This window comes from Pectobacterium aroidearum (assembly GCF_015689195.1).
Classification (GTDB): Bacteria; Pseudomonadota; Gammaproteobacteria; order Enterobacterales; family Enterobacteriaceae; genus Pectobacterium; species Pectobacterium aroidearum.
This window is the reverse complement of record NZ_CP065044.1, coordinates 2,717,312-2,742,429: the sequence shown is the minus strand read 5'-3', so window position 1 is coordinate 2,742,429 and position 25,118 is coordinate 2,717,312. Positions and strand designations below refer to the sequence as shown.

Below are 25,118 nucleotides of genomic sequence, written 5' to 3'. Positions count from 1 at the left end.
ACCTATATCTCTGATAAGAATAGAACAGATATTTTTTTATACTGTGACGCGGATGGGAAGACGGGGACGCCAGGTGACCCCTGAATAACGGTTTCTACCTGGCGTATCTGCTAGTCGTTAACGTTGTTTTGCCAACATTTCTAACTGCTGACGAATCGCAGTAACGGAAACGGCTCGGTTATCGGCGCGATCGCGTTCACTGGCATCGGGCGCAGAGCTTTGAATGCCCATAAGCACCCAGCCTGTCGCTGAATTTAGCATCAGAGGGGAACCGCTATCGCCAGGCAACGTATCACACTGGTGCGCCATCACGGCGGTGTGAACCCAGCCAGTGATCAAACAGTTTTGATGGCGGTAAAGCGTCTCCTGATGATCTTCCGGGTAACCAGCCTGCGTGACGCGCTGACCGTTATCCTTTAACGTCTGCATCAATTCTTGGCGACTGCCTTGCCAAAGCGGGAGTGGGCGAATTCCCGGCGGCGTTTGCTTTAGCCGAATCAGGGCGTAATCCAACGGTGCGGCTGAAGGCGGAACGATCCATCCTTCGCCGTCAGCTTTCAATTTTTTGGCGAGGGTTTTATTCGCCAGTGCCTCAATTTCCGTCGTTTCATAACGCCAGCCATTTTCTGTCGCCAGAAAGCGTAGCGCGACGGGTTTATCGATCTCGCCTTTCGGTGGCGTGACCACGCAATGCCCGGCCGTCAGCGCCAGATGCGGGGAAATCAGCGTTGCAGTGCAGAGGTTACCGCTGGCGGTTTCCAACTGCCCAATAGCCTGCCACGGCCAGACAGCCGTATCAGGAACCACATCCCGATCGTCGTGATTGAAAAATAAAATTTGCTGCTGCTTCTGCGCGTCGGTATCTGTGGATGAGGATTCAGCCCAAGTTAGCGGGGCGATAAATGATAATGAACATAACAACCAGGCTGATATGCGCATGTAGTGAATAAACCTTATGATAAAAGCCATCTTGAGGCGCTAAATATAGCGCGTTGGATTAACTATAGATGTATTTGTTGGTGAGGGACTGAAAATTAAAATGTTATTGAGTGTAAAAGGTGCGGTATGACATCACGGCACGGTAGCGGGCAGGGTATTAACGAACGTCAAAAGGGTTGTTGCGGGGCGAGATTATTTGCGAAAAACCGTTCTGCGACTGTTTCACCATGTCCTCATATGTTAAACGCTACGCCGCAGTCTTACGTGGCGTAGCGTTTTCACATCAGTAAATGACATCTCGCAGTGCCATCAGCCTTATTCGTAGCTGACGGTCACGATACGTACATTTGAACTTAAGGTTTTTGCGCTCACGGAACCGATGCTTTGTGGCAAAGCCGCATAGTGTGAGCCGTTTTTCATTTGTAGCGTTTGTACTCTTCCTTGCCGTTCACAACTGATAGTCACATTGCTTGACTGTGTCGTAACATCGCAAACGGGCTCGACGATGGCACCGACAAAGCGAATGATGCCTGTCGACGAAGAGGATGAAGCGAAGGTATACGGTGTTGCAGCCACAATGCAGAGCAAGATGGCTGTTTTTTGCAGGATTTTTTTCATTATGGTGTTCTCGGTATTGCCTGGTGTGTAATGGTATAAACGGCATCAAATGATAAAACTTTATTGCACCTAAACCTTTGTTGAGTGATGTTCATCCAGTGTGAATAATCATTTTTTAAATCAGTTAATTACATCACTCGAAGGTTGAGCGCTTTTACCCTGCGTGATTGGGTATTTCATCGCAATGTCTATCGTTTCTCCATTAGCTATTTACCCTCAATACCATCGTTTTTTCTTTCTCCTGTGTGATCCGTTTTTTTATTTCCTATCTCTCGATGACGCATTCGCGTTTTTATCGCAGTGGTCCGCTTTACGTTGTGAAATCAACCATGAAACATCATAAAAAATAAACATACGGGCTCATTTGGCCCATTTCATGCGCCTGTATTTTTTATGCGAGGATTCACTGCTGAATAAAAAAATAAACGTATATTCCTGATTGTTTTTATTTTGTGATTTTAAATTTCAATATTTTTTATTTTGTTGGTTTTTAATGCTGGTTTTTTACTTTTTCTATCAGGCTGCAACCAACTTTTACAAATTAACCATCATGAAAAATATTTATTAACGCATCACGACGGAACGTGTGCAGGCCATCTTAGCCTGACGTTTTTCTGCGTCTAAGGACGTCAGAAGAGACCCTGACTGATGCACTGAGGAAAAAGATCGAGATGTCGCTTTAGCGACAGAGCCACGATTGTTTTTAAGGCGATCGTTAACTTTTATCTGTTATCAGGAAATATAAGTTATGCATAAATCTCTACTCAATACCTTGATTGGCGCCTCATTATTGTCATCCAGTGTGACCGTTTTTGCGGCCACCGTTGCAGGTGGAACGGTTCATTTTAAAGGTGAGATCGTTAACGCGGCTTGTGCAGTCAGTACCAATACGGCCGATCAGATTGTGAATCTGGGCCAATACCGTACCGCGCGTTTTACCGGCGTGGGAACCTACTCTGGCAAAGTGCCGTTCACCATCAACCTCGAAGATTGTGATTCCACCGTATCCACCACCGCAGCTGTCGCCTTTACCGGTACGGCTGATTCGAATGACAACACCGTTTTGGCCGTCAGCAACATTGGTGGTGGAGCCTCTGGCGCAGCAGGCGGCGTGGGGATTGAAATCTCCGATCGTACTGGTGCGGTTCTGACGCCAAACGGCGCCGTTTATTCTGCAACGCACACACTGAACGATGGCAGCAACGTCCTGGCGTTTAATGCACGCTATAAAGCGACGCAGGCTACGCCGACGCCGGGCGCGGCAGATGCCGATGCCACGTTCACCATCGATTATCAATAAGAACGGTTAGCAAGGAGGCCATAAAGCCAAGGATGGCCGTCCTTATACCCCATTCAACAACACGTTATTGTGAGGTGGTGTGTGCAGAATACATCTCTTTTATTCCGATCTTTCTTATTTGGACTACTGTCTTTTTCTTCATTTATTGCTCAACAGGCACAGGCGGGTGGGATTGCGCTGGGCGCTACGCGGGTGATTTATCCCGCAGAGGTCAATCAGGCTTCACTTTCGATTATTAACAGTGATGAAAATAACCGCTTTTTGATTCAATCCTGGGTAGAAGATAAAGACGGGAATAAAACCAAAGATTTCCTCGCAACACCTCCGCTTTTTGTGGTGAAACCCAAAGGTGAGAACACATTGCGATTGATGCATGTTGGCACATCTTTGCCTACCGATCGCGAATCCGTTTATTGGGTCAATGTCAAAGCGATCCCGGCAGTTGAGAAACGATCGCTGGAGGATAAGAACGCGTTGCAACTAGCGGTATTATCTCGCATTAAACTTTTTGTTAGACCCGCTAATCTTCCAACGGGGGCCGATAGCGCACCCGCGACGCTGCGTTTCCAGCAGTCAGGCTCGGCGCTCACGATCACCAACCCCTCTCCTTATTTTATTACGCTGGTCAACCTCCAGTCTGGCAGCCAGAAACTTCCCAACACGATGGTGCCGCCAAAAGGTTCGACATCACTGACGCTGTCTGGGGGAGCATCCGGTGCGGTGAGTTTCCAGACCATTAACGATTACGGAGCCATGACGCCGCGCGTCACAGGTAAAGGGCTATGAAACGGTGAGGTACAGGCTGGCGTCGAGCTGCATTGCAGCGATTGCCTGCGCTTTTCATCATCATAGATGAGGAACTTTTGTATGCGTTCAGAACCGACGAAACAGCAGCGTTCCGCCGCCCCTTATCGCGCAGTCCGTCCATACCTGCGTTGGTACCCGGCCGTGATGCTGTACATGGCATTCCCACTCGCTGGTGATGCTGAGACTTTCTTTAATCCGACATTTTTATCGGATGATCCTTCGGCTATTGCCGATCTCTCTCGCTTTGATAAAGGTGAAGGGCAACCACCGGGTATCTATCGGGTAGAGATTTATGTTAATGCGGAATATGCGTTTTCTCGTGATATTGCGTTTCAACTACGCACGCCATCCGATAAACCGTCCAGTGACGATACGGGTCTTGAGCCTTGCCTGCCGATAGCGTTGCTGGAACAACTTAATGTCAATCTGCAGTCGTTTCCTTCTTTACGTGATGAACCGGCTTCCGCGTGCATCAACGTGCCTCAGTCGATTCCCGATGCCAGCGTGCGCTTTGACTTTGAACTCCAGAGATTGAACATCAGCTTGCCGCAAATTGCGCTAAAAAATGCCGGGCGAGGATATATTCCACCGGAGGAGTGGGATGAGGGCATCACGTCAGCGTTATTTAATTACCAGTTCACGGGCAGTAATACGCACGGCGATGCTCGCAGTGACAGCTATTTTCTCAATCTTGATAGCGGAGTGAACTGGAACGGCTGGCGGTTGCGCGATTACTCTACCTGGCGTTATTCCCGCTATGCAAACCAGCGCTATAACGAATTCCAGCACGTCAGTACTTATTTACAGCGTGCCATCATTCCCTGGCGCAGCGAATTGACTCTCGGTGACAGCAATACAGTAGGCGAGGTTTTCGATAGTTTGGGATTTCGCGGCGTACAGATTGCGTCCGATGACGCGATGCTGCCGGACAGCCTGAGAGGGTTCGCACCAACGATCAGGGGGATTGCCAAAAGCAACGCCCGCGTCACCATCCGACAAAATGGCTATGTGATTTATCAGGCTTATGTTGCGCCTGGTGCGTTCGAAATTACCGACCTTTACCCAACGTCATCCAGCGGCGATTTACAGGTAACCATTACTGAGAGCGATAACTCGACGAACAGCTTTGTCGTGCCGTATTCCGCCGTGCCGCTGCTCCAGCGTGAGAACCGGATGAAATATTCCGCAATGGTCGGTAAATACCGTAGCAATAATCCACAACAGGATCAGCCCTTGTTTGGTCAGGGGACGCTGATCTGGGGGCGTTCGGCTGGGGTGACGTTGTATGGCGGCACACAACTGGCTGAAGATTATCAGGCACTGACGCTAGGTTCAGGGAAAAACCTCGGCGACTGGGGCGCATTTTCAGCCGATCTCACGCAGGCTTATAGCACGTTGTCGGATGGTAGCGATCATAAAGGGCAGTCACTGCGTTTCCTGTATGCCAAATCGCTGAATGATCTGGGGACGAATTTTCAGATCCTGGGTTATCGCTATTCAACCAAAGGTTTTTTTACGCTGGATGAAGCCAGCTATAAAAACATGAGTGGTTATACGGTCGACTTTACCGATGTTCAACCTGTGGTACGCGACTACTACAACCTGAATAACGCGAAAAAAAGCAGGATGCAGATGAATATCACCCAGCAGTTAGGGAAGGGAATGGGGTCCTTATTTTTAACGGGAAGCCGACAGGATTATTGGCATACCAAGGGTACAAACGATCTGTTGCAGGTCGGCTACAGCAATGTGTACCGCGGTGTGAGTTATAACCTGAGTTACAGCTATAACAAGAATCAAGGACTGGAAGAACGGAACCAGCTGTTTGCTTTTAACCTCTCTGTTCCACTGAGTCAGTGGCTCAGTGGACACCGTGAAGGGATTAACCTGCGGCGTTCACAGAATACGGCTTACGCTTCCTACAACATGACGTCGGACAATCAAGGGCGCACGTTACAGCAGGTAGGGCTCAGTGGCACGATGCTGTCGGATGGCAATCTTAACTACAACGTCTCCCAAGGGTATGGTAATCGCGGCATTGGGAATAGTGGGAACGCGGGGCTTGGCTATCAGGGCACCTATGGCAACAGCAACGCCAACTACAACTATACGCGCAACACCCGTCAGCTTAACTATGGGGTAAGCGGCGGTGTGGTGGCGCATGCCGATGGGGTCACGTTTAGTCAGCCGCTGGGCGATACCAACGTATTGATTAAGGTTCCCGGTACCAGCCGTGTCAAAGTGGAGAATACCACCGGTATCCAGACTGACTGGCGTGGCTATGCCGTTATTCCTTACGCCAGCGTTTATCGCAATAACCGCATTGCCCTCGACGTCAACTCGTTAAATCAAAACACTGAAATCAACAATACGGTAGCCAACCTTGTACCGACGCGAGGGGCGATAGTTCGTGCCAGCTTTACGGCTTATCAAGGTGGGCGTGCGCTGATTTCGTTACAGCAGCGTGATGGCCGACCGATTCCTTTTGGTGCGCTTGTCTCCCGCGTAGACAGCGATAGTACCAGTATTGTTGGTGACGATGGGCAGGTCTTTCTGTCTGGGTTAGCCCCTGAAGGCGAGTTGAAGGTTGCATGGGGAAGTAGTTCACAGCAGCACTGCACACTTCGCTACGCTCTTCCAGACGGAAGTGAAAACCAACCGGTATCCTATACGAAGGCGGTATGTCAATGAAATTATTAACGAAAAATAAAAGTGGCGCGACGCGGAGCACGATGTGGTGGCGCGGTGTTAGCGTGGCTGGCTTGTTGGGGATTGCCAGCCAAGCCAGCGCGGTACAGTGCACGACCTCAAGCGGTTCACCTTTAACGTATGACTACACTTACGCGCTGGCTTCCACTCAGAACAATGTCGGATATGTTACCGGGTGGAATGAAAAAACCGATGCAGGTTCCTATGCGATAAGTGGTCCATGTAATAACCGAGATACGGTCTACTATTCCGCCCGGTCCGGCCCATCGTTGGTTTTGGCATCAACGGAAAGCGGCGTGAACTGGTTTGATATTACCGGCAATGATTATCTCCAGGTGGCATCGCGTATTTTTGTTTATAACCGCACCGCGGCGGGCATTTTTCATAATGTGCCGTTTACCGATGTGAGCAACAACTGTGATGGGCTGTGCGGTGGGAATGCGACAACGGGCAGTCGGGTTCAGGTAAATTTCCGTATCAAACGCAAGTTTGTCGGGATTTCCAATATCCCGATGACACCCATTTTTTACCTCTATGGCAATCAGGGAGGTAGTGGGCAAAGCGTGGGGTCGCCACTGGTGGTTGGCTACATGAGCGGTTCGGTCACGGTTCCTCAAAGTTGCGTTTTGAATGCGGGTCAGATCATCAGCATTGATTTTGGCGGAATTTCATCAGGGGCGTTTAAAACGGCGGGTGAAAAACCGGAGGGGGTTCCACCGGTGACGCGGACGATTGGTATCGCCTGCAACGGTATCGATGCGCAGGCGAGTATGTCGATGCGTCTTCAGGCTGATAAATCGTCTGGCAATATGGTGGTTTCTGACAATCCTGACGTCGGCTTTATTGTTACAGACAGTGGAAGTAATCCATTGACGCCCAATGATATAGCGAGCGTGATTCCTTTTACACTGGATGAGGCAGCAAGTGCCAATGTGGCGATTACTGCGTATCCGGTCAGCGTGACGGGGACTAAGCCCCAGGAAGGCGTCGCGACAGCAAATGCTTATCTGCGCGTCGATTTTTACTAAAAGGGGGAATCGATGAACCGATCTCAGGGTGTGATGGCTGGCGCGGTGCGTACGCGAGTAACATGGGCCGCGCGTTTCGGCTGGGTTTCTCTGCTCTTTATGACGTGTGCTGTGCAGCCAGTCCGTGCCGATCTCGGGCTGACCAATATGCGGCTCACGGCGACGCTGCTGGCGAACAGCTGTAGCGTCAGCACAGGGACGCAGGAACAAACGGTTGAACTCGGTACCTGGCCAAGTAAGCAGTTTGCGGTAGGATCGCAAAGCCCTAATCCTACGCGTTTCGAGATTGTGCTGGAGAACTGCGGTGTCGCGGCATCTGGCGTCGAGATCACGTTTCATGGCAGCGCGCCAGCGGAGGATAGTACGCTGCTCGCGCTTAATGCCAGTAGCAGTGCGACGAATGTTGCCGTGGCGATACTGGATAGCGAACGCCGTCGGTTGCCACTTGGCCAACCGACACCCGTTTATGCGCTGTCGGCAAACGCTGCACGCGTGCCGCTGGTGTTTTACGGGCAGTATGTTGCGATTGGTACGCCAGTCACGGCCGGTTCTGCAAATGCGGATGCAACATTTACCCTAACCTATCAGTAAACGTTGGAAGACGGTATTGAAGAGACGTGACGGGTCAGGTGACCCGTCGTGATAAGTGATTATTTAATTACATTCAGTGAGGTGGCGTAATTTACCGTGTTCTAACGTGAGTAAACCTTGTTGTTGTAGTTGTTTAAGCCCCCGTTTTATCGTGCTTTTTGATAGTGATGTTCGTTGAGAAATATAGGACAGAGCAGAAAAGCGGAGTTTGACATCGGGGGGAAGTTGATTCAGCGAACGTAGCATTTTATGCACGATAGAAAGTGAATCGCCATGATTCCCAATACAGTGATCGATCAGTGCATGAAAGCCGGTATTAACAATCGTTAAGACATCATCGAAACGCTCATAAGCCGTAATGATGCGCATGGCGGTATTGAAAGGAATACTACGAATTTTCCCATAATCGACCCTTTCCAGATAAAGTTCGCCACCATCAAGTGTCACCATGGACCAGCCAACGATAGCGGGTGATAAGATAACAGAAATAACCTTATCATCGATGGATTGCTTCATTAAGAATGTTCCTTCATCCAGGAAGTAAATAACTTGCTCCCCTGATGGATAAAAGAAATAGAGCCGTTTCCCTTTAATAACTTTGGTTGGGGTTGCGATATTGCTGTGTGGAGAAAGTATTTTTGTGATGCGAAAAATAGATGTATTTAATTCTTTCATTTAAAACCTGTGCATGATGGAGTTATAACGCGTCCATTTCGTCTTATGATGAATGTAAATTCCTTAAAGGTATGTAATTAATTGTGTGGTTTTGAAAGTCAATCCATATTCGACTAAATATATTATTGTCTTTTAATCAATAGAGGCCTCATTAGTTTAAATGACTATATGGGTAATGCTTCATTAGCACCATGAAATGACAAACAAGACCGCAGTGCGGCGTTGTTTTTCATGTCATGATATTTTAGGAAATTAAACCTTGTAGTTAGTGTGCTTTATTTTTAATAATAAATTTAATTCGAGTTCCAATGTTAATTATTATTGATTTCGAAATTGTAGTTTAAGATTTCGATAATTCAATTGTTATTGGCTTATTTGTCATTTCAGCTCAGGTGTATATTTATAAGATATTGATATTATTTGGTTTGGGTGGTGTTTTTATCTGGTTTGACCTGTCAGATGGGAACAGAAATTATTAAATTACACCAAGAAATAATACTGTTAATGAGACTTGTTATCAAAACGACGTGAGGTTTTCTTTACGTATGGCTTCGATATTGAAAATACGGGGATAGTCGGAGGAGAGAGGAATACTGGCGGTTAGAGAAAAAAACTCAGGGTGATAAGGCCACAAAGCAGAACGAGGGACAACATAATTTCAAATGAATAACGACGCATCATTTTCCCGTCCCCCGATGAAATAAACACCCGGTAAACCGAGTGTTTGATAGTTGCTCTATTTTGGTCATCCTTTAGCGATTTGATTCAAATTGGGACTGACCGAAAGTGGCTCCTTCCCGTGGGGAAGGAGCGGGTACTTATTGATTACGCGGCTGGCGTGGTGGTAGCAGGTTTTGCAGTTTTCGCTTTTTTCACGTGTTTCTTGGCAGCCTGTGCTTTCTGAGCAGGAGCTGGTTTCGCTTTCTTCACGTGTTTTTTGGCAGCTTGCGCTTTCTGAGCAGGCGCTGGTTTAGCTTTTTTCACGTGTTTCTTGGCAGCTTGCGCTTTTTGAGCAGGAGCTGGTTTCGCTTTCTTCACGTGTTTCTTGGCAGCCTGCGCTTTTTGTTCAGCGGCAGGTTTCGCTTTTTTCACCTGTTTTTTATGGTGAACGGCTTTAGCCGGAGCAGACGTGGTCGCCGTTGGCTGAGCTGGTGCGGTGGTTACGGTATCCGCGGCAAACGCTACAGAGGACAGACCCAGTGCCGCACCTGCGATCATAACTAATACTTTATTCATCATCATTTCCTCGTTATCTCATTCACGTTTCGTAGCCCTCGGTTGGGCCGGTGAAGAGAGAATAGGAGAAACAGAGAGCGGCTTCAGTGAGTGATTGGTTTCGGCGTGTAACCTAATGTACAAGCTGGGAAAACGAGGGTAACAGGGGAGAGACGGCGGGGTTACCGCCGCCTCTGTGCTAGTGCTGGATGGCGATGGTCGTCTGCGCTGTCGTGGTTTTTACTGGCCAACAAAAGCGGAAACGAGCGCCGCCGAGTGGGCTTTCATCCACGGTAATACTGCCTTCGTAGGCGCGGGCGATAGCATGAACAATGGCCAGCCCGAGTCCACACCCGCCGCTGCTGTTCTCGATACCCGCTTCCAGACGGATAAACGGTTCAAACACGCTTTCCCGGCTTTCGGGCGCAATACCGGGGCCGTCATCTTCGACTTGCAGACAGGCGATATGCTCGGCGTCGGACGTCAGGCTGATGTGTAATCGGCTATGGCAGAAGCGCAACCCGTTACCGATCAGGTTGTTCAGAACCCGTTCCATCAGGCGCAAATCGAGTGCGCCAATCTGTGCTGAAGGGGGCATGTCCAGCGAAATATGTTTGTCAGGGTGGATCAGACGAAAATCGTCAACTTTTGCCTGTAACCACGAGGGAATATCGATATTGGCAAGGTGCAACGTCACCTGCGGACGGTCGAGTCGGGCATAGGTCAGCAGCTCGTCAATCAGCGCTTCAAGCTGGCCAATATCCCGGTTTAGCGCCTGCTGTTCGTCTTCCGTCAGATTGTCGCTCATGGCCAGCCGATAGCGCAGCCTGACCAGCGGCGTACGCAGCTCGTGTGCAATATTATCAATCAGCTGTTTTTTACTATTGATGAGCTGGTTCAGGTTATCGGCCATGCGGTTGAAGGCGACGCCAAGCCGGAACAGGCTTGAGGTGCTATCGAAGTGAATGCGCTCTTCCAGATGACCATCCCCCAGGCGCTGTGCGGCATTCTCCAGTTTTAGCATCGCCTGCCAGTGTGGTCGCATCCAGAGGAAAACCGGCAGCGCCAGCGACAGCCCAATCAGCATCACCAGCAGTAAATCCAGCAGCCGCATTTCGTGCAGGAAGAACAGATACGGAATAGGGCCGACAGCGAGCACGTAGTGGCTGCGGGGGATGCGTTGGATAAACGTATATTCGTCATCCAGTGCGATAATCTCCCCCTGATTCAGACGCTGGCGATTCTTGGGACTCAGCGCATATTTGCTCACCGGTTCGATGTGCAGTTTGAACGACAGGTTTAAATCAAGCTGGTTGATGGTTTTATGCCAGTCGCGAGGCGGGATCGCGCGCAGCTCATTACGAATGAGGTACAGCGAGCTTTTCATCAGGTCATCCATGGACTGACGCCCGGCACGTTCGGCCGTGACTTTATAGACCAGCCCGACCAGTAACGTCATGACGACAAAACAGGCGAACAGCAATAGAAAAAACTGGACGAACAGCTTTCTCATAGCGTGACGCTCTCCCAGGTATTGGGGGCGAACAGATACCCCTTGTTACGCACCGTTTTGATGCGGAACGGCTCCAGCGGGTTGTCGTACAGTTTTTTACGCAGGCGGGAAATCGCTACGTCAATGCTGCGGTCCATGCCGTCATAGGTAACGCCGCGCAGGTTTTTCAGCAGCGCATCCCGATCCATGATGTGACCGGCGTGGGTCGCCAGTTGCCAGAGGAGATCAAAGTCCGCGGTGGATAACACGATGTGCTCTTGTCCTAATGTCACTTCGCGATTGACCGGATCGATGCAAAGCAGGCCGAAGTGCAGTGATTTATGCACTTGTAATGCCGCAGGCGCGGCGTTTTCCGCCACAACCTGTGGCGCGGTGGCGTACTGGCGTAAATGCAGGCGCAAGCGGGCGAGCAACACGGCGGGCGGTGTGGTTTTCAGGATGTAATCATCGGCGCCCATTTCCAGCGCCAGAATATGATTCATATCGCTGTCCAGCGACGTCAGCAGCACAATTGGGCCGGTATACTGTGGCCGCAATTCCCGACAGATGGTCATACCGTCTTTACCGGGCAGCATGATGTCCAACAACACAAGGTCGGGCTGCTGTTGTTCAATAAAGGCCAATGCCTGATCGCCTCGAGCTTCAACCTGAACATCAATGTCATGCTTGCCGAGGTAGGCCGCGATCAATTTTCCTACTTCAGTATCATCTTCTATAAAAACAATCTTATGCATGGTATCTACGTCATCCCCATCTCACTGCTGATAGCATAGCCTGATGATAGATGATAAACGAGATATGAAGCGTAAATGGGTGTTAAGTGTTTGTTTGCTTGTCCAAATTAGATAAGCTGCGGTGCGTGCTTTTTGGGGCGATATCGCACCGGATTTTCGTCGTTTATCAAGAACGGCCACGCCACCATTACCGATTATTCCACTGGGAACCGCGCTGAAGATGAAACCGATTGACCAGATAAACAGCTGGATGCAGGAAGCCTTACGCCCTTATTTTGGGCTGGAACCGTTATCGTCTGAATGGGATATTTTGACCGTACGCGATGACTATTTTATCTGCTTTGATGGCGACACGATCCGCAAGCGCATTACCGCCACCGTGCTAAATTATCAGGAAGACGATGTCATTATTCATACGCGTGGACGTGAGGTGATTTTGCCGAGAACGACGCGTGGTAAAGAGAAAAAGCTGACTTACACCAGCGTTTCCAGTGTGAAGGCGGATGGCGTTGTGTTTTCTGCGGGCGTCAGAACGCTGAACTCGGGAAACTACGGTTACATCAACGCCAGCAATTACCGAAACTCTATTCGACTACCGCTGCCGGAATGTCGGCATTTGGTCAGCAAAGAGGAGCTTGTCGACTGGCTACAATCTTACCCCGAGCGTGTACCGACTGATTACGCGGATAAGCTGGAACGGCTGATGAGGATGAAAAACCAGCAGCATAAAACGGTTCCAGGCGACATTTTTCGGGTTGAAATAGACTTACATACCGATGGCTATGTTCTGGTTATTGGTAACCTTCGTCAGATGCAAAAGGACGCGCTGTTTGCTGAACACAGCATTTGGCATGATGTGATGACGATGCCGCTGTTTGTCCGGCCTTATCTGTTTCGCACCACGGTGCGTAATCCCGCCTTGTCGGAGATTGTGGCGTCGCCCTTGTCTGAAAAATGCTGGATCGTTATGGATGACGCCTTTCTGCGCGGTAACTATGAATTTGTGGGATCGAAGATATTGGCGGAAGAAGACATTCTGTTCCCGGTGGGCTATGGATCCAGTATCAGCGCACAGAAAAGCGACTATCGCCTGTCATGGGGGCCTTGTTCGGTCAATAAAGCCAGTCAGGATACGGTTTTCAGGGCCGGACGCAGCTACATGAACAATGGTGCCTATAGCAGCGTGTCGGCCGAATGCTTTGCCGATAGCGGTTTCCCTCACTACGATAAAACGCTACTCAATCCAGAACACCGTGAAGCATGGGAACAGGTGTTGGCTGAGTTCGATTTGCCGCCCGATACCACCTACGATGCGTTTGCTCAATATGTTGGTGGGATGACGCGTGCGGCCTACCTGACGTATGTCGCCGACAATAAAGCGTACCAGCGCAAAGGGCGAGCGAAGAACAAAGCGTGACATAGCGCCAGCGATCTTATTGGGCGGGACTGTAGCGCAAAGCCCGTCCACCATGAGTGCCCGATGTTTTTTTCCGTACCGAAAAAAATAATAAGGATTGACCGAATAAATTCTTCCTCCTGAGCGTTTACGCGTTGTTTATTCTGAGGAGAATCCTGTTATGACACGCATCCTTCCCGTATTGGCCAGTGGGCTGCTCATCAGCCCACTGTTACATGCTATGCCGCTCAACTACACCGTTGCTACTGATAACACCGTTATTGGGCTTTCGTGGCAAGCATTTGGGCACCCGTCACAAGCCTCTCTCGACGGCGTGACGGGCAACATTACACTGGATGCTGAAAAGGAAATGAATGACCGTATTGATGTGAAAATCCCCATCACGACGCTACAGGCTTCCAACGGCCTGTTGACCTATCAGTTAAAAAGCAGCCTGTTTTTTGATGCTGAACACTATCCCGATATTACGTTCACCAGCAGTAGGGTTGTGGCGCTGGGGCAGGGGCACTTCCGGGTTTTTGGTTCACTGTCGGTAAAAAACGTCCAACGTCCGGTCATTCTGGAAGCCACACTTGAAGAACAAGGCGGAACGTCATCGCATGACGGTGTGCTGTCTCTTCATGCTACCACCGCGATTTCGCGCTCTTCGTTTAACATGGATCGGTTTACCGGAGTGGTGGACGATCGCGTCGCGATTAATATTGAAATCCGGGCGAAAGCCCGAAATTCTGTCTAACCCGATACGCCGTATAAATAGTGGCCTTCCACACGTGGAGTCGTCCGTGTGTGGAAGGCTGTTCACGGGCTATGTCAGCGACGTTTGTAACCTGCGCGCACTTTCTGTCATTGAGGCAACAGGGCTACGGCCAATTAAGACGAACTGATAGTGGTGAGCGTACCACCAGACGACCTGCATATCATGACGTTGTTCATTGTTAAGCGCCGTGGACGTTGCCTGACGCTCGGGGGAAATGCACAGCGCCATCGGTCCATATTCGGCATGCATCCAGGTAATCTGCGCAATCGGTATATTGTCATAGCGCAGCAGACGCACCATTTTCAACTCTGCGTCGTGAAGCGTCAGCTGTTGCTCATTGAGATGCAATCCCATGTCCTGAGCCGTGCGCGAGAGTCCTCGTTGCAAGGTCTGTGCGGTATTATCCGCATCGAGTAGGGTTTCCGCGCGGTACAGTGACATGTACTGCGCCTCAAGATCGCGAATTTTCTCGCTGTCGCTGAGAATCATCCGGGGCGAACGCGCGAGGTAACCTAACCCCGATCCAATCAGCAAAAAACTGAGTGATGCCGCAATAAGCGAGCGGCGGCTGACACCAGCATGAGGTGACGGGGGCGCTGATGTCGGCGCGTTCGTCATTAACGTCTCAAGTCTGGCCTGCATGGCTGCTTCAGGCGCTTTATTGAGCAAGGGGGCGAAGGCGGCTTCAAAATCAAGCTGACTTTTCATCAGTTCGGCGACGCGCTCGGCAAGCTGTGCATCTCCCTCAAGTAATGCCTTGAATCGTTGCGCATCGGCTTCATTCATCTCGCCATCCAGCCAGGCAACGATGGCCTCGTCGCTGTAGGGAGGCGTAAAACGCATAGTGTTCAAGGCAGTTTCTCCTTTGCCGAGGGCAACGTATCAATGGATTTAGCCAGCGTACCCCGCGCGGCTGCCAGTCGGCTCATGATGGTGCCGATCGGCACCGATAGCGTATCTGCCGCTTCTTGATAGGAAAACCCTTCGACATAAACTAAAAAGACGGTGTTGCGCTGTGCTTCGGGAAGCGCGCTGACGCGCTGCATTATTTTCTGGTAATGCAGGCGATTGTCATCCTGCTCATGGGTATCCGGGGCCAGCAATGCTTCGCTTTCGATAAACCCCTGTCCCTGACGCACGCGGCGGGCACGCAGTTCGGAAATCCATATTGAATGGAGAATGGAGAACAGCCATCTGTCGATACGCGTGCCGGGTATAAATTGCGTGCTCTTTTCGAGCGCCCGAACGCAGGTAGACTGGACAAGCTCTTCGGCAACTTCATGGCTACGCGACAGCACCAGTCCATAGCGCCATAGGCGCGTCAAATGTGCAGTCAACTGCTGGCGAACGTCGCTGGTGGTGATGTTTTTATCCTCACAGTGAGACTCAGTGCGTTAACGCAAAGCCCGGCCACCATCAACGCCCAGCGTTTTCCCGGTAACGTAGCGGCTGTTGAGCAGGTAGGCCACCAATTGGACGATCTCCTCTTCGCCGGGGGCGATTTTCATCAAGGATTTGTCCAGCGCCTGCTGACGATAGGCGTCGTCATCCTGTTCATTAAACAGGATTAAACCGGGGGCGATCGCGTTGACTTTCACCTCCGGTGCCAATTTACGGGCAAACGATCGCGTCATGTTATCCAGCGCTGCTTTACTGGCGGCATAGGCGATGTGTTTATCGCTGCCTTTTTCTACCACGTAATCCGTCATATGAATAATATCCGCACCCGCGGTGCCTTGCCCACGCAGACAAGGTTCCAGTAACTGGTTGAGCAAGTAGGGTGTATAGACATGAATTTGCAGCATATCGGCCAGCGTTTGTTCTGGCGGTATTGTGGCACTTTCTGGTTCCCAGCGGCTGGCATTGTGAATAATGGCGCGCAGCCGCGGCGTGAGCGACTGGATTTGCTCCGCAAACGCATAGATATTTTCTGTGGTGGAAAAATCGGCGGCCAGACAAATCGCGCCGTCTTGCTGTAACGCCTCCAGTTCGGGATAAGGCGTACGATAGCTGATGATGACCGGAATCGACTGCGCCAGAAACGAACGCGCCAGTGCCAGCCCAATACGCCGCGCGCCGCCGGTAATTAACACGGGAGCAGAAGAAAAAGTTGTCACAATTAGGTCTCCTCAACACGCTAGTCAAAAGGGGGCGAACCGTGACAATATACCTGAATTAACTACTACACAGGCTATGGTTTTATACCCGTCAGGGTAGTACGCCACACAACACTGGCGAAGAGGAGAGGTGGGAATATGGAAAAATCCCCTGAGTCTACAAGTTCCAGTGAGCAACTCTGTCTGGACTATACGGATTATTTGGCGGCACTGTGCAAAAAACGTTGGCGCTTTATGGATGCGATGTACGGCGTGATGCCGATTTTTGGGATGGTGACCAAGATGGCGCCGTCTCGGCAAAGTGCGCCGAAAGAGCGGCTGAAGATGCTTGCGCTACAGGTACTTTCTACGCAGGTGAGTGACGAAACCAACATTATCAGGTTGATTACGCTGGCTCGTCAGCAAGGCTTGAACGCGTTTGATATCCAACTGCCTTATTCATTGACGAACGAGCAACTGAGCACCATTAGCGGCGAATGTGACGCCGCGCTGGATTTAACGCTAAGGGACGAACGTCTGTCCGTCCGCTTCAATATGCCCGCCGTACAGCACTAGTACGGCGGAGCCTGCACGGTATTTCTACTCTGTTTTTGCTACGTTGGGGCGAGTCGTCGTCGCCTCAATCGCCTGCGCTAATGAACCGTAGAAGCTAAGCCGCCCTTCAATCGGATGAACCTTCGCCCGCGCCAGCGTTTTTAACGGCTGGAAGGGGATGTCGGTGATGATGAGCTGCTTGCCTTCAGGCAACGTTTCGCTAAAGCGCAGGAACGCATTGAGCCCGCCGGCATCCAGCACCGGCACGGCATCCCACTGCAAGATGATATTTTGATAGCCTTCGCTGCGCACGGTCAGATCGTTGAAGATGCGCTCTGCTGCGGCGAAAAACAGCGGGCCGTTAACGCGCAGCACCAGATGGTCCGGTATTTTGGTGTCCGGTAGTTCACTCAGACGGGTCATCTGCGCGATACGCCGCATGAAGAGCAGGGATGCCAGCACGATGCCCACAGTAATGGCGATCACCATGTCGAACAGCACGGTCAACGACATACACAGCAGCATCACGATGATGTCATCTTTTGGCCCGTGGCGCAGTAAATCCACCACCTTGTGCGCTTCGCTCATGTTCCAGGCGACAATCAGCAGCAGTGATGCCATTGCCGCCAGCGGCAGATAAGACAGCCACGGCGCAAGTATCAGCAGCGCCAGTAACACCAACAGTGCGTGAACCACGGCGGAAATCGGTGAGTTCGCGCCTGCGCGCACGTTAGCGGCGGAGCGGGCAATCGCGGCGGTCGCGGTAATACCGCCAAAGAAGGGCGCGATGATGTTACCGAAACCCTGGCCCATCAGCTCCGCGTTAGAATTGTGTTTTTTGCCCGTCATCCCGTCCAGCACGACCGCGCACAGCAGCGACTCAATCGCGCCCAGCATCGCCATAGAAAATGCGGCAGGCAGCAGCGCAGAAATACTTTGCCAATCCAGCGTCATTGTCTTGCCATCCGGCGACGGAATATCCCACGGCAGAATGAGCTGCGGTAGGATAGGCGGAATCCCTTGCCCTTGCGAACCATCCGCCAGCATATAGCTGAACCGTGAACCGATGGTGGCCACATTCTCACCGAGCAGCGACATGATCCCCATCACCGCGACGCCTGCCAGCAGGGCGGGCAAATGGCCGGGCAAGCGAATACCGAGTCTGGGCCAGAGGATAAGAACCAACAGCGTCGTTGCCCCAATCAGCGTATCCGCGAGATGCAGAGTAGGCAGCGATTGCGCCAGCGCCGCCACTTTTTCAACGTAATGCTCGGGGACGACGGCCATCTGCAAACCGAAGAAATCCTTTATTTGCATGGTACCGATGGTGATCGCGATCCCAGAGGTAAACCCCAGCGTCACGGAGAGCGGGATGTATTCAATCAGGCGGCCGAAGCGGCAGACCCCCATCAGCAGTAAAAACACACCGGAAAGCAAGGTGGCAACCAGCAGACCGGATAGCCCGAACTGCTGCGAAACCGGATACAAAATAACGACGAAGGCGGCCGTCGGACCTGACACGCTGTAGCGTGAACCGCCGCTGACGGCGATGACGATCCCGGCAATAGCCGAGGTATAGAGCCCGTACTGCGGAGGCACGCCGCTGGCAATGGCCAGTGCCATCGCCAGAGGGATAGCGATGATACCGACGGTAACGCCGGCGATAATGTCGTGGGTAAAACGTTGCAGCGTATATTTTTCGCGCCAACACGCGTCAATCAGCGCGCTGAATGGCCTGACACCGTTAATTCCGTGCGTTTTCATCTAAGCAGAAACCAAAGTAAGGAAATAGATCAATATGGCGGGCCTGTCGGTCCGTCGACGACAGCCTTACGATACGCCGGACACGCTCAGAAGATCCAGATATACATCAAGAGAAGTGAAGTCTTGCGGGGCCGACGCGGCGAAAACCGCGTCGGCAGAGGGGTTACAGTGTGATGGTGATCAGATAGGCGGCGAAGAGCGCCAGGTGTGCGCTGCCGCTTAATACGTTGGTTCTACCGGTGGAGAACGTAATGTGGCATAGCACCAGCACCGACAGCATCACGACAATGTGCGGCATATCCAGACCGAAGTTCAGCGTACGGCCGGTAATCATGGCGATGATCGTAACGGTAGGGACCGTCAGTGAAATGGTTGCCAGCACGGAGCCGAAAAACAGGTTCATGGCACGCTGCACCTGATTTTTCAGGACGGCGCGGATCGCTCCCAGCCCTTCAGGCGAGAGGATTAACAACGCAACCAGGAAGCCCGTAAACTGCGTCGGCGCGTTCATTTCGGTCAGCAGCGCTTCCAGCGGCATGGAGTTCATTTTGGTTACCGCGATAACGGCAATCAGGTGAATCAGAAGCCAGCCAGTGTGCCATAGCGAACTGTGTGCGGATGGTTTACCGTGATGAGGGTCATCGCCATCGCCTTCGTCTTCGTGCTCATACACAAACAGGCTTTGGTGCGTACGCGTTTGAATCAACAGGAACACGCCGTACATCGCCGCAGAAATAGCGGCAATAATCAGCGATTGCACTACGCTGAAATTACCATCTGGCAACGCGCTGGGGAAAACCAGCACAATCACAGCCAAGGGGAAGATCGCCATCAGGTACTGCTTGATGCCGCTGAGATTGACGTATTGTGTAGCGAATTTGCGGCCGCCGAGTAAGAGGGCGAAGCCCACCAGGCCACCGGTGACAATCACGATAATCGAATAGAGGGTGTCACGCATCAGGTCTGGGCCAGCGTCACCGGTTGCCATCAGCGCTGAAATCAGGCTGACTTCCAGAATGACGACGGACAGGCTGAGGATCAGCGATCCGTAGGGTTCACCCAGACGGTGCGCGAGCACGTCGGCGTGACGTACCACGCTGAACGCGCTGAAAAGTATTCCGGCTAACGCAAGGGCGTTGATGCCGAGAATAGCGATGAAATCTTGTGAACTGCCCCACATGTAGAGCACGGCCAGCGCAATAACAGGAAAAATGAGTGAGTATTCATGATGGCGAGTTTTGACCACCTCAGCATGAGACTTCATTGCGGGAGTTCTCCTTATCCAGAGGAATGATACGGCAAAATATCCCCGTCATACTTCAAGCTAGCATACCGGACACTCGAATTATTCAGGGCATAAAACGGTAATGAACAGCAAAAGGTTACTAAAAAGTAGTTATAACGTAATGAAACGAACAATATGATAACAGATTGTCGGCGTAATGCGGGGAGTTTTACGGATTTTTACGCTTTGAGATGAAATTCAAATGAAAAGGGAGAATTTGTGTATCTTCTCCCTATCATAATAATATCAAATGTATTTTTTGTGGTTATTCGTCAGGATTGTCCATGATATCGTGGCGTTTATGATGATAATCCTCTTCATTTAACCCCTCTCGCCAATAAGGCACTGCATACATCTGATTTCGTTCACACCCACGTTCACGACGCACATGGCGACGAAGCTGAACCACGATACGATCCTCACCCGCTAACCAGTAAAATGCATTTTCAGCCGTTGGAAGCGCCTGAAAACGTTGCAACAGCGTATCGGTCGCGTCTGTTCCGCCGACGATCCAATGCAGTTGAAGCTGTGATGGTTTAACGATATCGAGCTTATCTGCCTCGCTGTCGACACGAATGACGGCATGTCCCTGGGCGTCGTCAGGCAGGTTCTCTAACAGCGCCATCAGTGCGGGGAGCGACGACGGGTCCGCGGCCAGGTAATAAGCGGCGGCAGGCGGCAGCATAGGGAGCGGGCCGCCGGGTTGTGAAATACCGACCCAGTCACCGGGTTTGGCCTGACGGGCAAAAACGACGGCAGGACCAGCGTGATCATGCAGCGCGAAAACCATATCCAGCTCCGCCTCTTCCGGCCGCAGTGCGCGGACGCTATAAGTGCGAACGATAGGGCGGGCTTCGCCTTCCGGCCAGACCGGGCCGCGTTCGCCAATGGCTGGCAGAACCGGTTTTTGCTGTCCCGCCTGTGGCAGAAAAAGTTTAATATGTGCGCCATAGCGTTCGGCTGGGTAATCGCGCAACGCGTCATGCTGGAAAGTAATGCAGCGCAAATGAGGGGAAATATCGTGGATCTGTTTAACCTGAACTAAAACAGGCTGACGCGGCGTTGCCATTCAGTGTCTCCGTGGGTAGTCGATGCCAAAATAAAGAAGATAATAACACGAGATGATAATTGTTATCATTTGATGTCTGGCCGTTATTATCTTGTCTCCGTCGATATTCTGCGAGCGCTGGCGTGTAAGCGGCAAACGTACGATTTTCGGCAGGTTGCTGACGTCACAAAAATGAGGTTTGTATCAGGAAAACGTCAAGTCTGGCGGCGCGTTGCCGATTAGTTGATATAAAATCGGAATATCGCGTGGATGAAACATTATCACGAACTTTTTTAGTTTTTGTGACCACTATCAAACTTGATCGCAAAGCCATAAATGAATAACCTCAATATTGATGGTGTTGTAAAATTAAGCAGATGAAGCAGTTAGGTTTTTAAACGCAGGGCGAAAGCCGATCTGACGAGCAGAAAAAGAGTAAGGTTGGGGGTGGTAAGTAGTGTTAACACGCGATTTTTTGCAGAAAGCAGATTGTAGAACGTCTTTTGGTTGTATTGAGGAAACCTTACTGCTCACGCCGCAACAGCGGGCTGATTCGTTGGACAGGATGCTGGCGCTCCGGCCCAATAGCTGTCCGGTCTGGGTATTTGGCTACGGTTCGCTGATGTGGAACCCGGTTTTTGACGCTGAAGAAACCTGCCTTGCTACGCTGACAGGGTGGCAGCGTGCCTTTTGCCTGCGCCTCACCATTGGTCGCGGCACGGTAACCCAGCCGGGACGGATGCTGGCGTTGCAGCCCGGTGGACAAACGACAGGTCTGGCTTTCCGTTTACCGGAAGCGTCTCTGCGTGAAGATCTGGAGCTGCTGTGGAAGCGTGAAATGCTGACGGGCTGCTATCGTCCGCTCTGGTGTGAGCTGCATCGGAAAAACGGCGCACCGCTGACGGCGCTGGTGTTTGTATCCGAACCGGAACACCCTTTGAATGAAAATGATACTTGTATTCAGAGCGTTGCCCCGCTGATTGCCCGAGCGAGCGGCCCGCTCGGCACCAATGCACAATATCTGTTTGCGTTGGAGCAGGAGCTGAAAAATCACGGTACGGAAGATGCAAGCGTGAGCGAACTGGCGCAGCGGGTGCGTATTCTGCAACAGTCGTGTTCTGCGGCAGCAGGGAACGGACAATAACGGCGCGATGAGCGTGAGAATTGAGGTGAACGACAACATCACCGTTCACCTTGAGACTTATGAAGTGACCGAATTACCAGCCGACGCCAACACCCATGGTGTACAGCGTGTCGTCAACATTCCCCTGATTACTTTCAATACGGGTACGTGACACTTTCATGGTCATCGAAGACCAGTCTGTCAGTTTGAAACGCAGACCTGCATCCGCTTTCAGATAGATTGGCGCAGTGCCATCAAATGAACGCCCCAATTCACCGTTGGTGAAGGCTTCAACCGATTTGCTAAACATATAGCGGTTGTACGCCCATTTGATTGCACCAGAGTAGAAATCATCATCGCCCTGATCGCGGTACACAAACGTTTGGGAGTTGACCAGTGAGGTCAGAGAGAACGCGCCTAAATCGTTATCCCAGAACTGATAACCGGGACCGAGACCGAAGGAACGGTTGATTTTAATACTTTCGATCCAGTCGCGTTTGTACTGATAACGGCCCTGCCAGAACCAGTTCTCATCTACGAATTTGTCCAGCGCATATTCGCCAGCCGCATTCTTGGTACTCTCGACTTTATCCTCTTTTGCCAAATGGTAACTGGCATCAAGGTTGTGTCGCCACGTATCGTGACGCGCTTTGGTGTTCAGCGTCACATCGTAGTTATCCGTTTCAGTCGAACTTTTCTTGTGCGACATGCCGGCATCAATGTTGCCTTTCCAGGCGAAATCGGTCACCAGCGGCTTCTGCGCGACGATGGACGTGATCTCGGAAAGCGGTAATGTTTGCGGGCCTGCGGCTTCGTTAGCAAGTGACGGGTTCGCGACGATGGCACGGTTTTCGCTCGCTTTGATCGTCGGATACAGGACGCCTTTCTCGTAGCGTTCGCCTTGAATCACCAGACCATGATCGGATTCAAAGGTTTTCACCTTGTCCCAGGCTACAGAAATAGAGCCGGCATAGTCGGTGTTGATAAAGAGTTTACCGCCGTCGAGCAGCGTGATTTTCCCTGTGAGCTTGTCGCCGTTGTTCAGCCAAATGGTGTCAGCGCGGCTCTGTGTAATGCCAGCAGAGAGGGCGATAACCAGGCTGAGGGAAGAGATTGCGTGTTTGGATAGTGTCATTATTGCCAAGTAAACAGTGGTGACATGTATTGAGATGTCCGTCAGAGACGTACAGCCGTTGAAAACGAACCGGTTTAGCCCGGAACGGCAAACATTAACAGGAATCGAAGTGATGCTCTACCCGAAAACGGTAATTGATTAGAATGTAAATAGTTATAAAAGTTGCTATTGATGATTAACAGCTATAACGCGATGTCTGTCACATTTTGGGGCTGATAGAAAGGCATGTGTCATGTGGGCAGGTTTCTCTGGCCCGAGCGATTTCAGGCCAGAGAGGCGTGTGCGAGAACTGATGCTACGCGGCGCGTTGCGTTCGTGAAGTACTGTTGGTGTTCAGGAAACGCGAGGTCAGGAACGTCCTCACGCGCAGCACGATCCGTTCCTGGAAGAGCACACAGAGCGTCACGGTCGTGAGCAGGAAAATAATATAGCCCGTCATGGAAAGCTGCACCTGACCGGCGGCGGCAATGCACTGATCCCAATCGCTGAAGCAGGCCATCGGATTACCGCGCACCAGCTGTTCCAGCGTACGGAACAGATTGAAAAGCGGAACGTGCAGCGCAAAGATCGAGAGCGATGCTGCACCCAGACGCGGGGACCAATGTCGCAGCCACGCGCTGTCAGGCTCACGCGCCAACGCGCTGAGGCAGACCAAACCGACCTGAGCAGGCAGGAGCAAGCCGTTATGCAACAGGAAGTACCAATAGGCTTCACCTTTTGTGAACAGCCAGGTGGCGACAAGGAAATTTACACTGATAAAGAGAGCGAGTGCAGAGCGCTGGCCTTTGGTCAGCGGCAAGCGATCTTTCTGACGATAATGACGGAATAGCGCATACCCCAAAATCCCGGCCAAAAATTCCGGCAGACGGAAGATCGGCCCGCGCTGCAATAACCCGGTGTACGGCATGCCGAACTGCTGTTGCCAGATAACCCAAATCGGCGGCAGCAGGTACAACAGGCAGACGATCCCCATCCACAACCACGGATGCCGGCTGTTCAGCAGACGCGGGGCCAGCAGCGGGAAGGTCAGATAGAAAAAGAACAGAGTAGAAAGCGACCATAACGGGGCATTGAAGGTCAGGAAGTAAGGATTCCATGCCTGCAACATCAGTACCTGCAATAACCCGTTGAACGCCAACTGCGCATTCGTCATGTAATGGCGCAGCGTTTCGGGATCGGCAGCGGGGTCGTTGGTGTCATAAATAACAAAACGCGCACTGGCGACTTGCCCTTCCGGCGGCACGGCCAGCCATTGCATGAGCGTGACGACGGCAATAGAAGACAGCAGGGCAATGATGTGGATAGGGTAAAGATTAAAGAAGCGTTTGGCCCAGAACTGACGAACCGGCTCACGCAGACGCCCGTCTTTAATGTAGACATGCGCGAGTAAAAAACCCGACAGAACAAAGAACGTGCTGGTCGCGAAGAATCCCATGCTGGTGAGTTCGCTTAAGAAAGGAATGCGCTCACGCTGGGGATAAACGTGGACCGTGTGATAGATCATCACATAGCAGCCGAGCAAAAATCGTAACCATTCCAGGCCGATAAATCGCTCCTTATTGACCTTCTTCATGTTGTTCCTCAACGTTAAACTCGGTGTAAAAGCCGAAAAATGCGATTACAAACTAGTTTAGACGAGAGCAACGTCACATTAATTAGGATAATGGCTATAAATGCCGGTTTCGTTTAGCAACTGTTTACATTTTGTGGGGCGTTGGTGGGATTTGCACCAACTGTAGCTGCATCCTCGCTCGCGCGAGGATAATCTCGGACGGTAGGGCGCCAGAGCGCCTTATCCGTACCGCTGAC

At 51.3% G+C, this 25,118-nt stretch carries 23 protein-coding genes; 9 read left to right on the top strand and 14 right to left on the bottom strand.

The annotated features are described in order from the left end of the window. Window positions 1–117 precede the first annotated feature (117 nt). Window positions 118–939 (bottom strand): trypsin-like serine peptidase, encoded by an 822-nt coding sequence (locus I2D83_RS12255; RefSeq protein WP_205946607.1) that lies wholly within the window; start codon window positions 937–939, stop codon window positions 118–120. Between the two features lie 315 nt (window positions 940–1,254). Further along, entirely contained in the window at window positions 1,255–1,557 is a 303-nt protein-coding gene (locus I2D83_RS12250) for a type 1 fimbrial protein (protein ID WP_205946606.1), read from the bottom strand. 748 nt (window positions 1,558–2,305) lie between these two features. Between I2D83_RS12250 and fimA the strand changes: the two genes are divergently transcribed. The 5 genes from fimA (at window position 2,306) to I2D83_RS12225 (ending at window position 7,992) form a co-directional block, all read left to right on the top strand. After that, window positions 2,306–2,857 (top strand): type 1 fimbrial major subunit FimA, encoded by a 552-nt coding sequence (fimA, locus tag I2D83_RS12245; protein WP_181828689.1) that lies wholly within the window; start codon window positions 2,306–2,308, stop codon window positions 2,855–2,857. Window positions 2,858–2,938: 81 nt separating this feature from the next. Next, window positions 2,939–3,643: a fimbria/pilus periplasmic chaperone gene (locus I2D83_RS12240; RefSeq protein ID WP_181846903.1), complete on the top strand. Its 705-nt coding sequence runs from the start codon at window positions 2,939–2,941 to the stop codon at window positions 3,641–3,643. An 81-nt stretch (window positions 3,644–3,724) separates the two neighbouring features. Beyond that, the gene (locus tag I2D83_RS12235) at window positions 3,725–6,355 is read left to right on the top strand and encodes a fimbrial biogenesis usher protein (protein WP_205946605.1); all 2,631 of its coding nucleotides are present in this window, start codon (window positions 3,725–3,727) and stop codon (window positions 6,353–6,355) included. Beyond that, window positions 6,352–7,401, top strand: coding sequence for a fimbrial protein (locus I2D83_RS12230; RefSeq protein ID WP_205946604.1), 1,050 nt, complete (start codon window positions 6,352–6,354; stop codon window positions 7,399–7,401). Before I2D83_RS12235 ends, I2D83_RS12230 begins: the two co-directional genes overlap by 4 nt. A 12-nt stretch (window positions 7,402–7,413) precedes the next feature. Beyond that, the gene (locus I2D83_RS12225) at window positions 7,414–7,992 is read left to right on the top strand and encodes a fimbrial protein (RefSeq protein ID WP_205946603.1); all 579 of its coding nucleotides are present in this window, start codon (window positions 7,414–7,416) and stop codon (window positions 7,990–7,992) included. A gap of 63 nt (window positions 7,993–8,055) precedes the next feature. On the opposite strand, the gene I2D83_RS12220 is transcribed toward I2D83_RS12225, so the two are convergent. From I2D83_RS12220 to rstA, 4 genes are all read right to left on the bottom strand, one after another. Continuing rightward, on the bottom strand, window positions 8,056–8,667 hold the full coding sequence (locus tag I2D83_RS12220) for a helix-turn-helix domain-containing protein (protein WP_015840502.1): 612 nt from the start codon (window positions 8,665–8,667) through the stop codon (window positions 8,056–8,058). Between the two features lie 825 nt (window positions 8,668–9,492). Then, window positions 9,493–9,903, bottom strand: coding sequence for an acid resistance repetitive basic protein Asr (asr, locus tag I2D83_RS12215; RefSeq protein WP_180778038.1), 411 nt, complete (start codon window positions 9,901–9,903; stop codon window positions 9,493–9,495). A gap of 178 nt (window positions 9,904–10,081) precedes the next feature. Further along, window positions 10,082–11,395, bottom strand: coding sequence for a two-component system sensor histidine kinase RstB (gene rstB / locus I2D83_RS12210; RefSeq protein ID WP_181828683.1), 1,314 nt, complete (start codon window positions 11,393–11,395; stop codon window positions 10,082–10,084). After that, entirely contained in the window at window positions 11,392–12,129 is a 738-nt protein-coding gene (gene rstA / locus I2D83_RS12205; protein WP_015840499.1) for a two-component system response regulator RstA, read from the bottom strand. The genes rstB and rstA overlap by 4 nt, the downstream gene beginning before the upstream one ends. A 121-nt stretch (window positions 12,130–12,250) precedes the next feature. Between rstA and I2D83_RS12200 the strand changes: the two genes are divergently transcribed. Together I2D83_RS12200 and I2D83_RS12195 are read left to right on the top strand one after the other, a co-directional pair. Beyond that, window positions 12,251–13,546 carry an immunity 26/phosphotriesterase HocA family protein gene (locus tag I2D83_RS12200; RefSeq protein ID WP_241007219.1) on the top strand — a complete coding sequence of 432 codons (1,296 nt, stop codon included), beginning with the start codon at window positions 12,251–12,253 and terminating at the stop codon, window positions 13,544–13,546. 160 nt (window positions 13,547–13,706) lie between these two features. Further along, on the top strand, window positions 13,707–14,282 hold the full coding sequence (locus I2D83_RS12195) for a YceI family protein (RefSeq protein WP_205946602.1): 576 nt from the start codon (window positions 13,707–13,709) through the stop codon (window positions 14,280–14,282). A gap of 69 nt (window positions 14,283–14,351) precedes the next feature. On the opposite strand, the gene I2D83_RS12190 is transcribed toward I2D83_RS12195, so the two are convergent. Genes I2D83_RS12190 through folM form a run of 3 tightly spaced genes read right to left on the bottom strand, consistent with a single transcriptional unit; the run spans window position 14,352 to window position 16,420 of the window. Next, window positions 14,352–15,155 carry an anti-sigma factor family protein gene (locus tag I2D83_RS12190; RefSeq protein ID WP_205946601.1) on the bottom strand — a complete coding sequence of 268 codons (804 nt, stop codon included), beginning with the start codon at window positions 15,153–15,155 and terminating at the stop codon, window positions 14,352–14,354. Further along, window positions 15,152–15,640 (bottom strand): sigma-70 family RNA polymerase sigma factor, encoded by a 489-nt coding sequence (locus I2D83_RS12185; RefSeq protein ID WP_219607090.1) that lies wholly within the window; start codon window positions 15,638–15,640, stop codon window positions 15,152–15,154. The genes I2D83_RS12190 and I2D83_RS12185 overlap by 4 nt, the downstream gene beginning before the upstream one ends. 57 nt (window positions 15,641–15,697) lie before the next feature. Then, window positions 15,698–16,420 (bottom strand): dihydromonapterin reductase, encoded by a 723-nt coding sequence (gene folM / locus I2D83_RS12180; protein ID WP_205946600.1) that lies wholly within the window; start codon window positions 16,418–16,420, stop codon window positions 15,698–15,700. A gap of 138 nt (window positions 16,421–16,558) precedes the next feature. Here folM and I2D83_RS12175 point away from each other — a divergent pair, with 138 nt between their 5' ends. Continuing rightward, window positions 16,559–16,975 (top strand): hypothetical protein, encoded by a 417-nt coding sequence (locus I2D83_RS12175; RefSeq protein WP_015840493.1) that lies wholly within the window; start codon window positions 16,559–16,561, stop codon window positions 16,973–16,975. A gap of 24 nt (window positions 16,976–16,999) precedes the next feature. Here the strand turns inward: I2D83_RS12175 and dauA are convergent, their stop codons facing one another. From dauA to I2D83_RS12160, 3 genes are all read right to left on the bottom strand, one after another. Further along, window positions 17,000–18,718 (bottom strand): C4-dicarboxylic acid transporter DauA, encoded by a 1,719-nt coding sequence (gene dauA, locus I2D83_RS12170; protein ID WP_015840492.1) that lies wholly within the window; start codon window positions 18,716–18,718, stop codon window positions 17,000–17,002. Window positions 18,719–18,881: 163 nt separating this feature from the next. Continuing rightward, window positions 18,882–19,982: a sodium-potassium/proton antiporter ChaA gene (gene chaA / locus I2D83_RS12165; RefSeq protein ID WP_205946599.1), complete on the bottom strand. Its 1,101-nt coding sequence runs from the start codon at window positions 19,980–19,982 to the stop codon at window positions 18,882–18,884. Between the two features lie 286 nt (window positions 19,983–20,268). Then, window positions 20,269–21,072: a siderophore-interacting protein gene (locus I2D83_RS12160; RefSeq protein ID WP_182100176.1), complete on the bottom strand. Its 804-nt coding sequence runs from the start codon at window positions 21,070–21,072 to the stop codon at window positions 20,269–20,271. Window positions 21,073–21,508: 436 nt separating this feature from the next. Here I2D83_RS12160 and I2D83_RS12155 point away from each other — a divergent pair, with 436 nt between their 5' ends. Beyond that, entirely contained in the window at window positions 21,509–22,195 is a 687-nt protein-coding gene (locus tag I2D83_RS12155) for a gamma-glutamylcyclotransferase (RefSeq protein WP_181844860.1), read from the top strand. A gap of 73 nt (window positions 22,196–22,268) precedes the next feature. Here I2D83_RS12155 and I2D83_RS12150 read toward each other — a convergent pair whose 3' ends face one another. Both I2D83_RS12150 and I2D83_RS12145 read right to left on the bottom strand, forming a co-directional pair. Next, on the bottom strand, window positions 22,269–23,309 hold the full coding sequence (locus I2D83_RS12150) for a DUF481 domain-containing protein (RefSeq protein ID WP_015840488.1): 1,041 nt from the start codon (window positions 23,307–23,309) through the stop codon (window positions 22,269–22,271). 295 nt (window positions 23,310–23,604) lie between these two features. Beyond that, window positions 23,605–24,882 carry an acyltransferase family protein gene (locus I2D83_RS12145; protein ID WP_180778045.1) on the bottom strand — a complete coding sequence of 426 codons (1,278 nt, stop codon included), beginning with the start codon at window positions 24,880–24,882 and terminating at the stop codon, window positions 23,605–23,607. Between the last annotated feature and the right edge of the window lie 236 nt (window positions 24,883–25,118).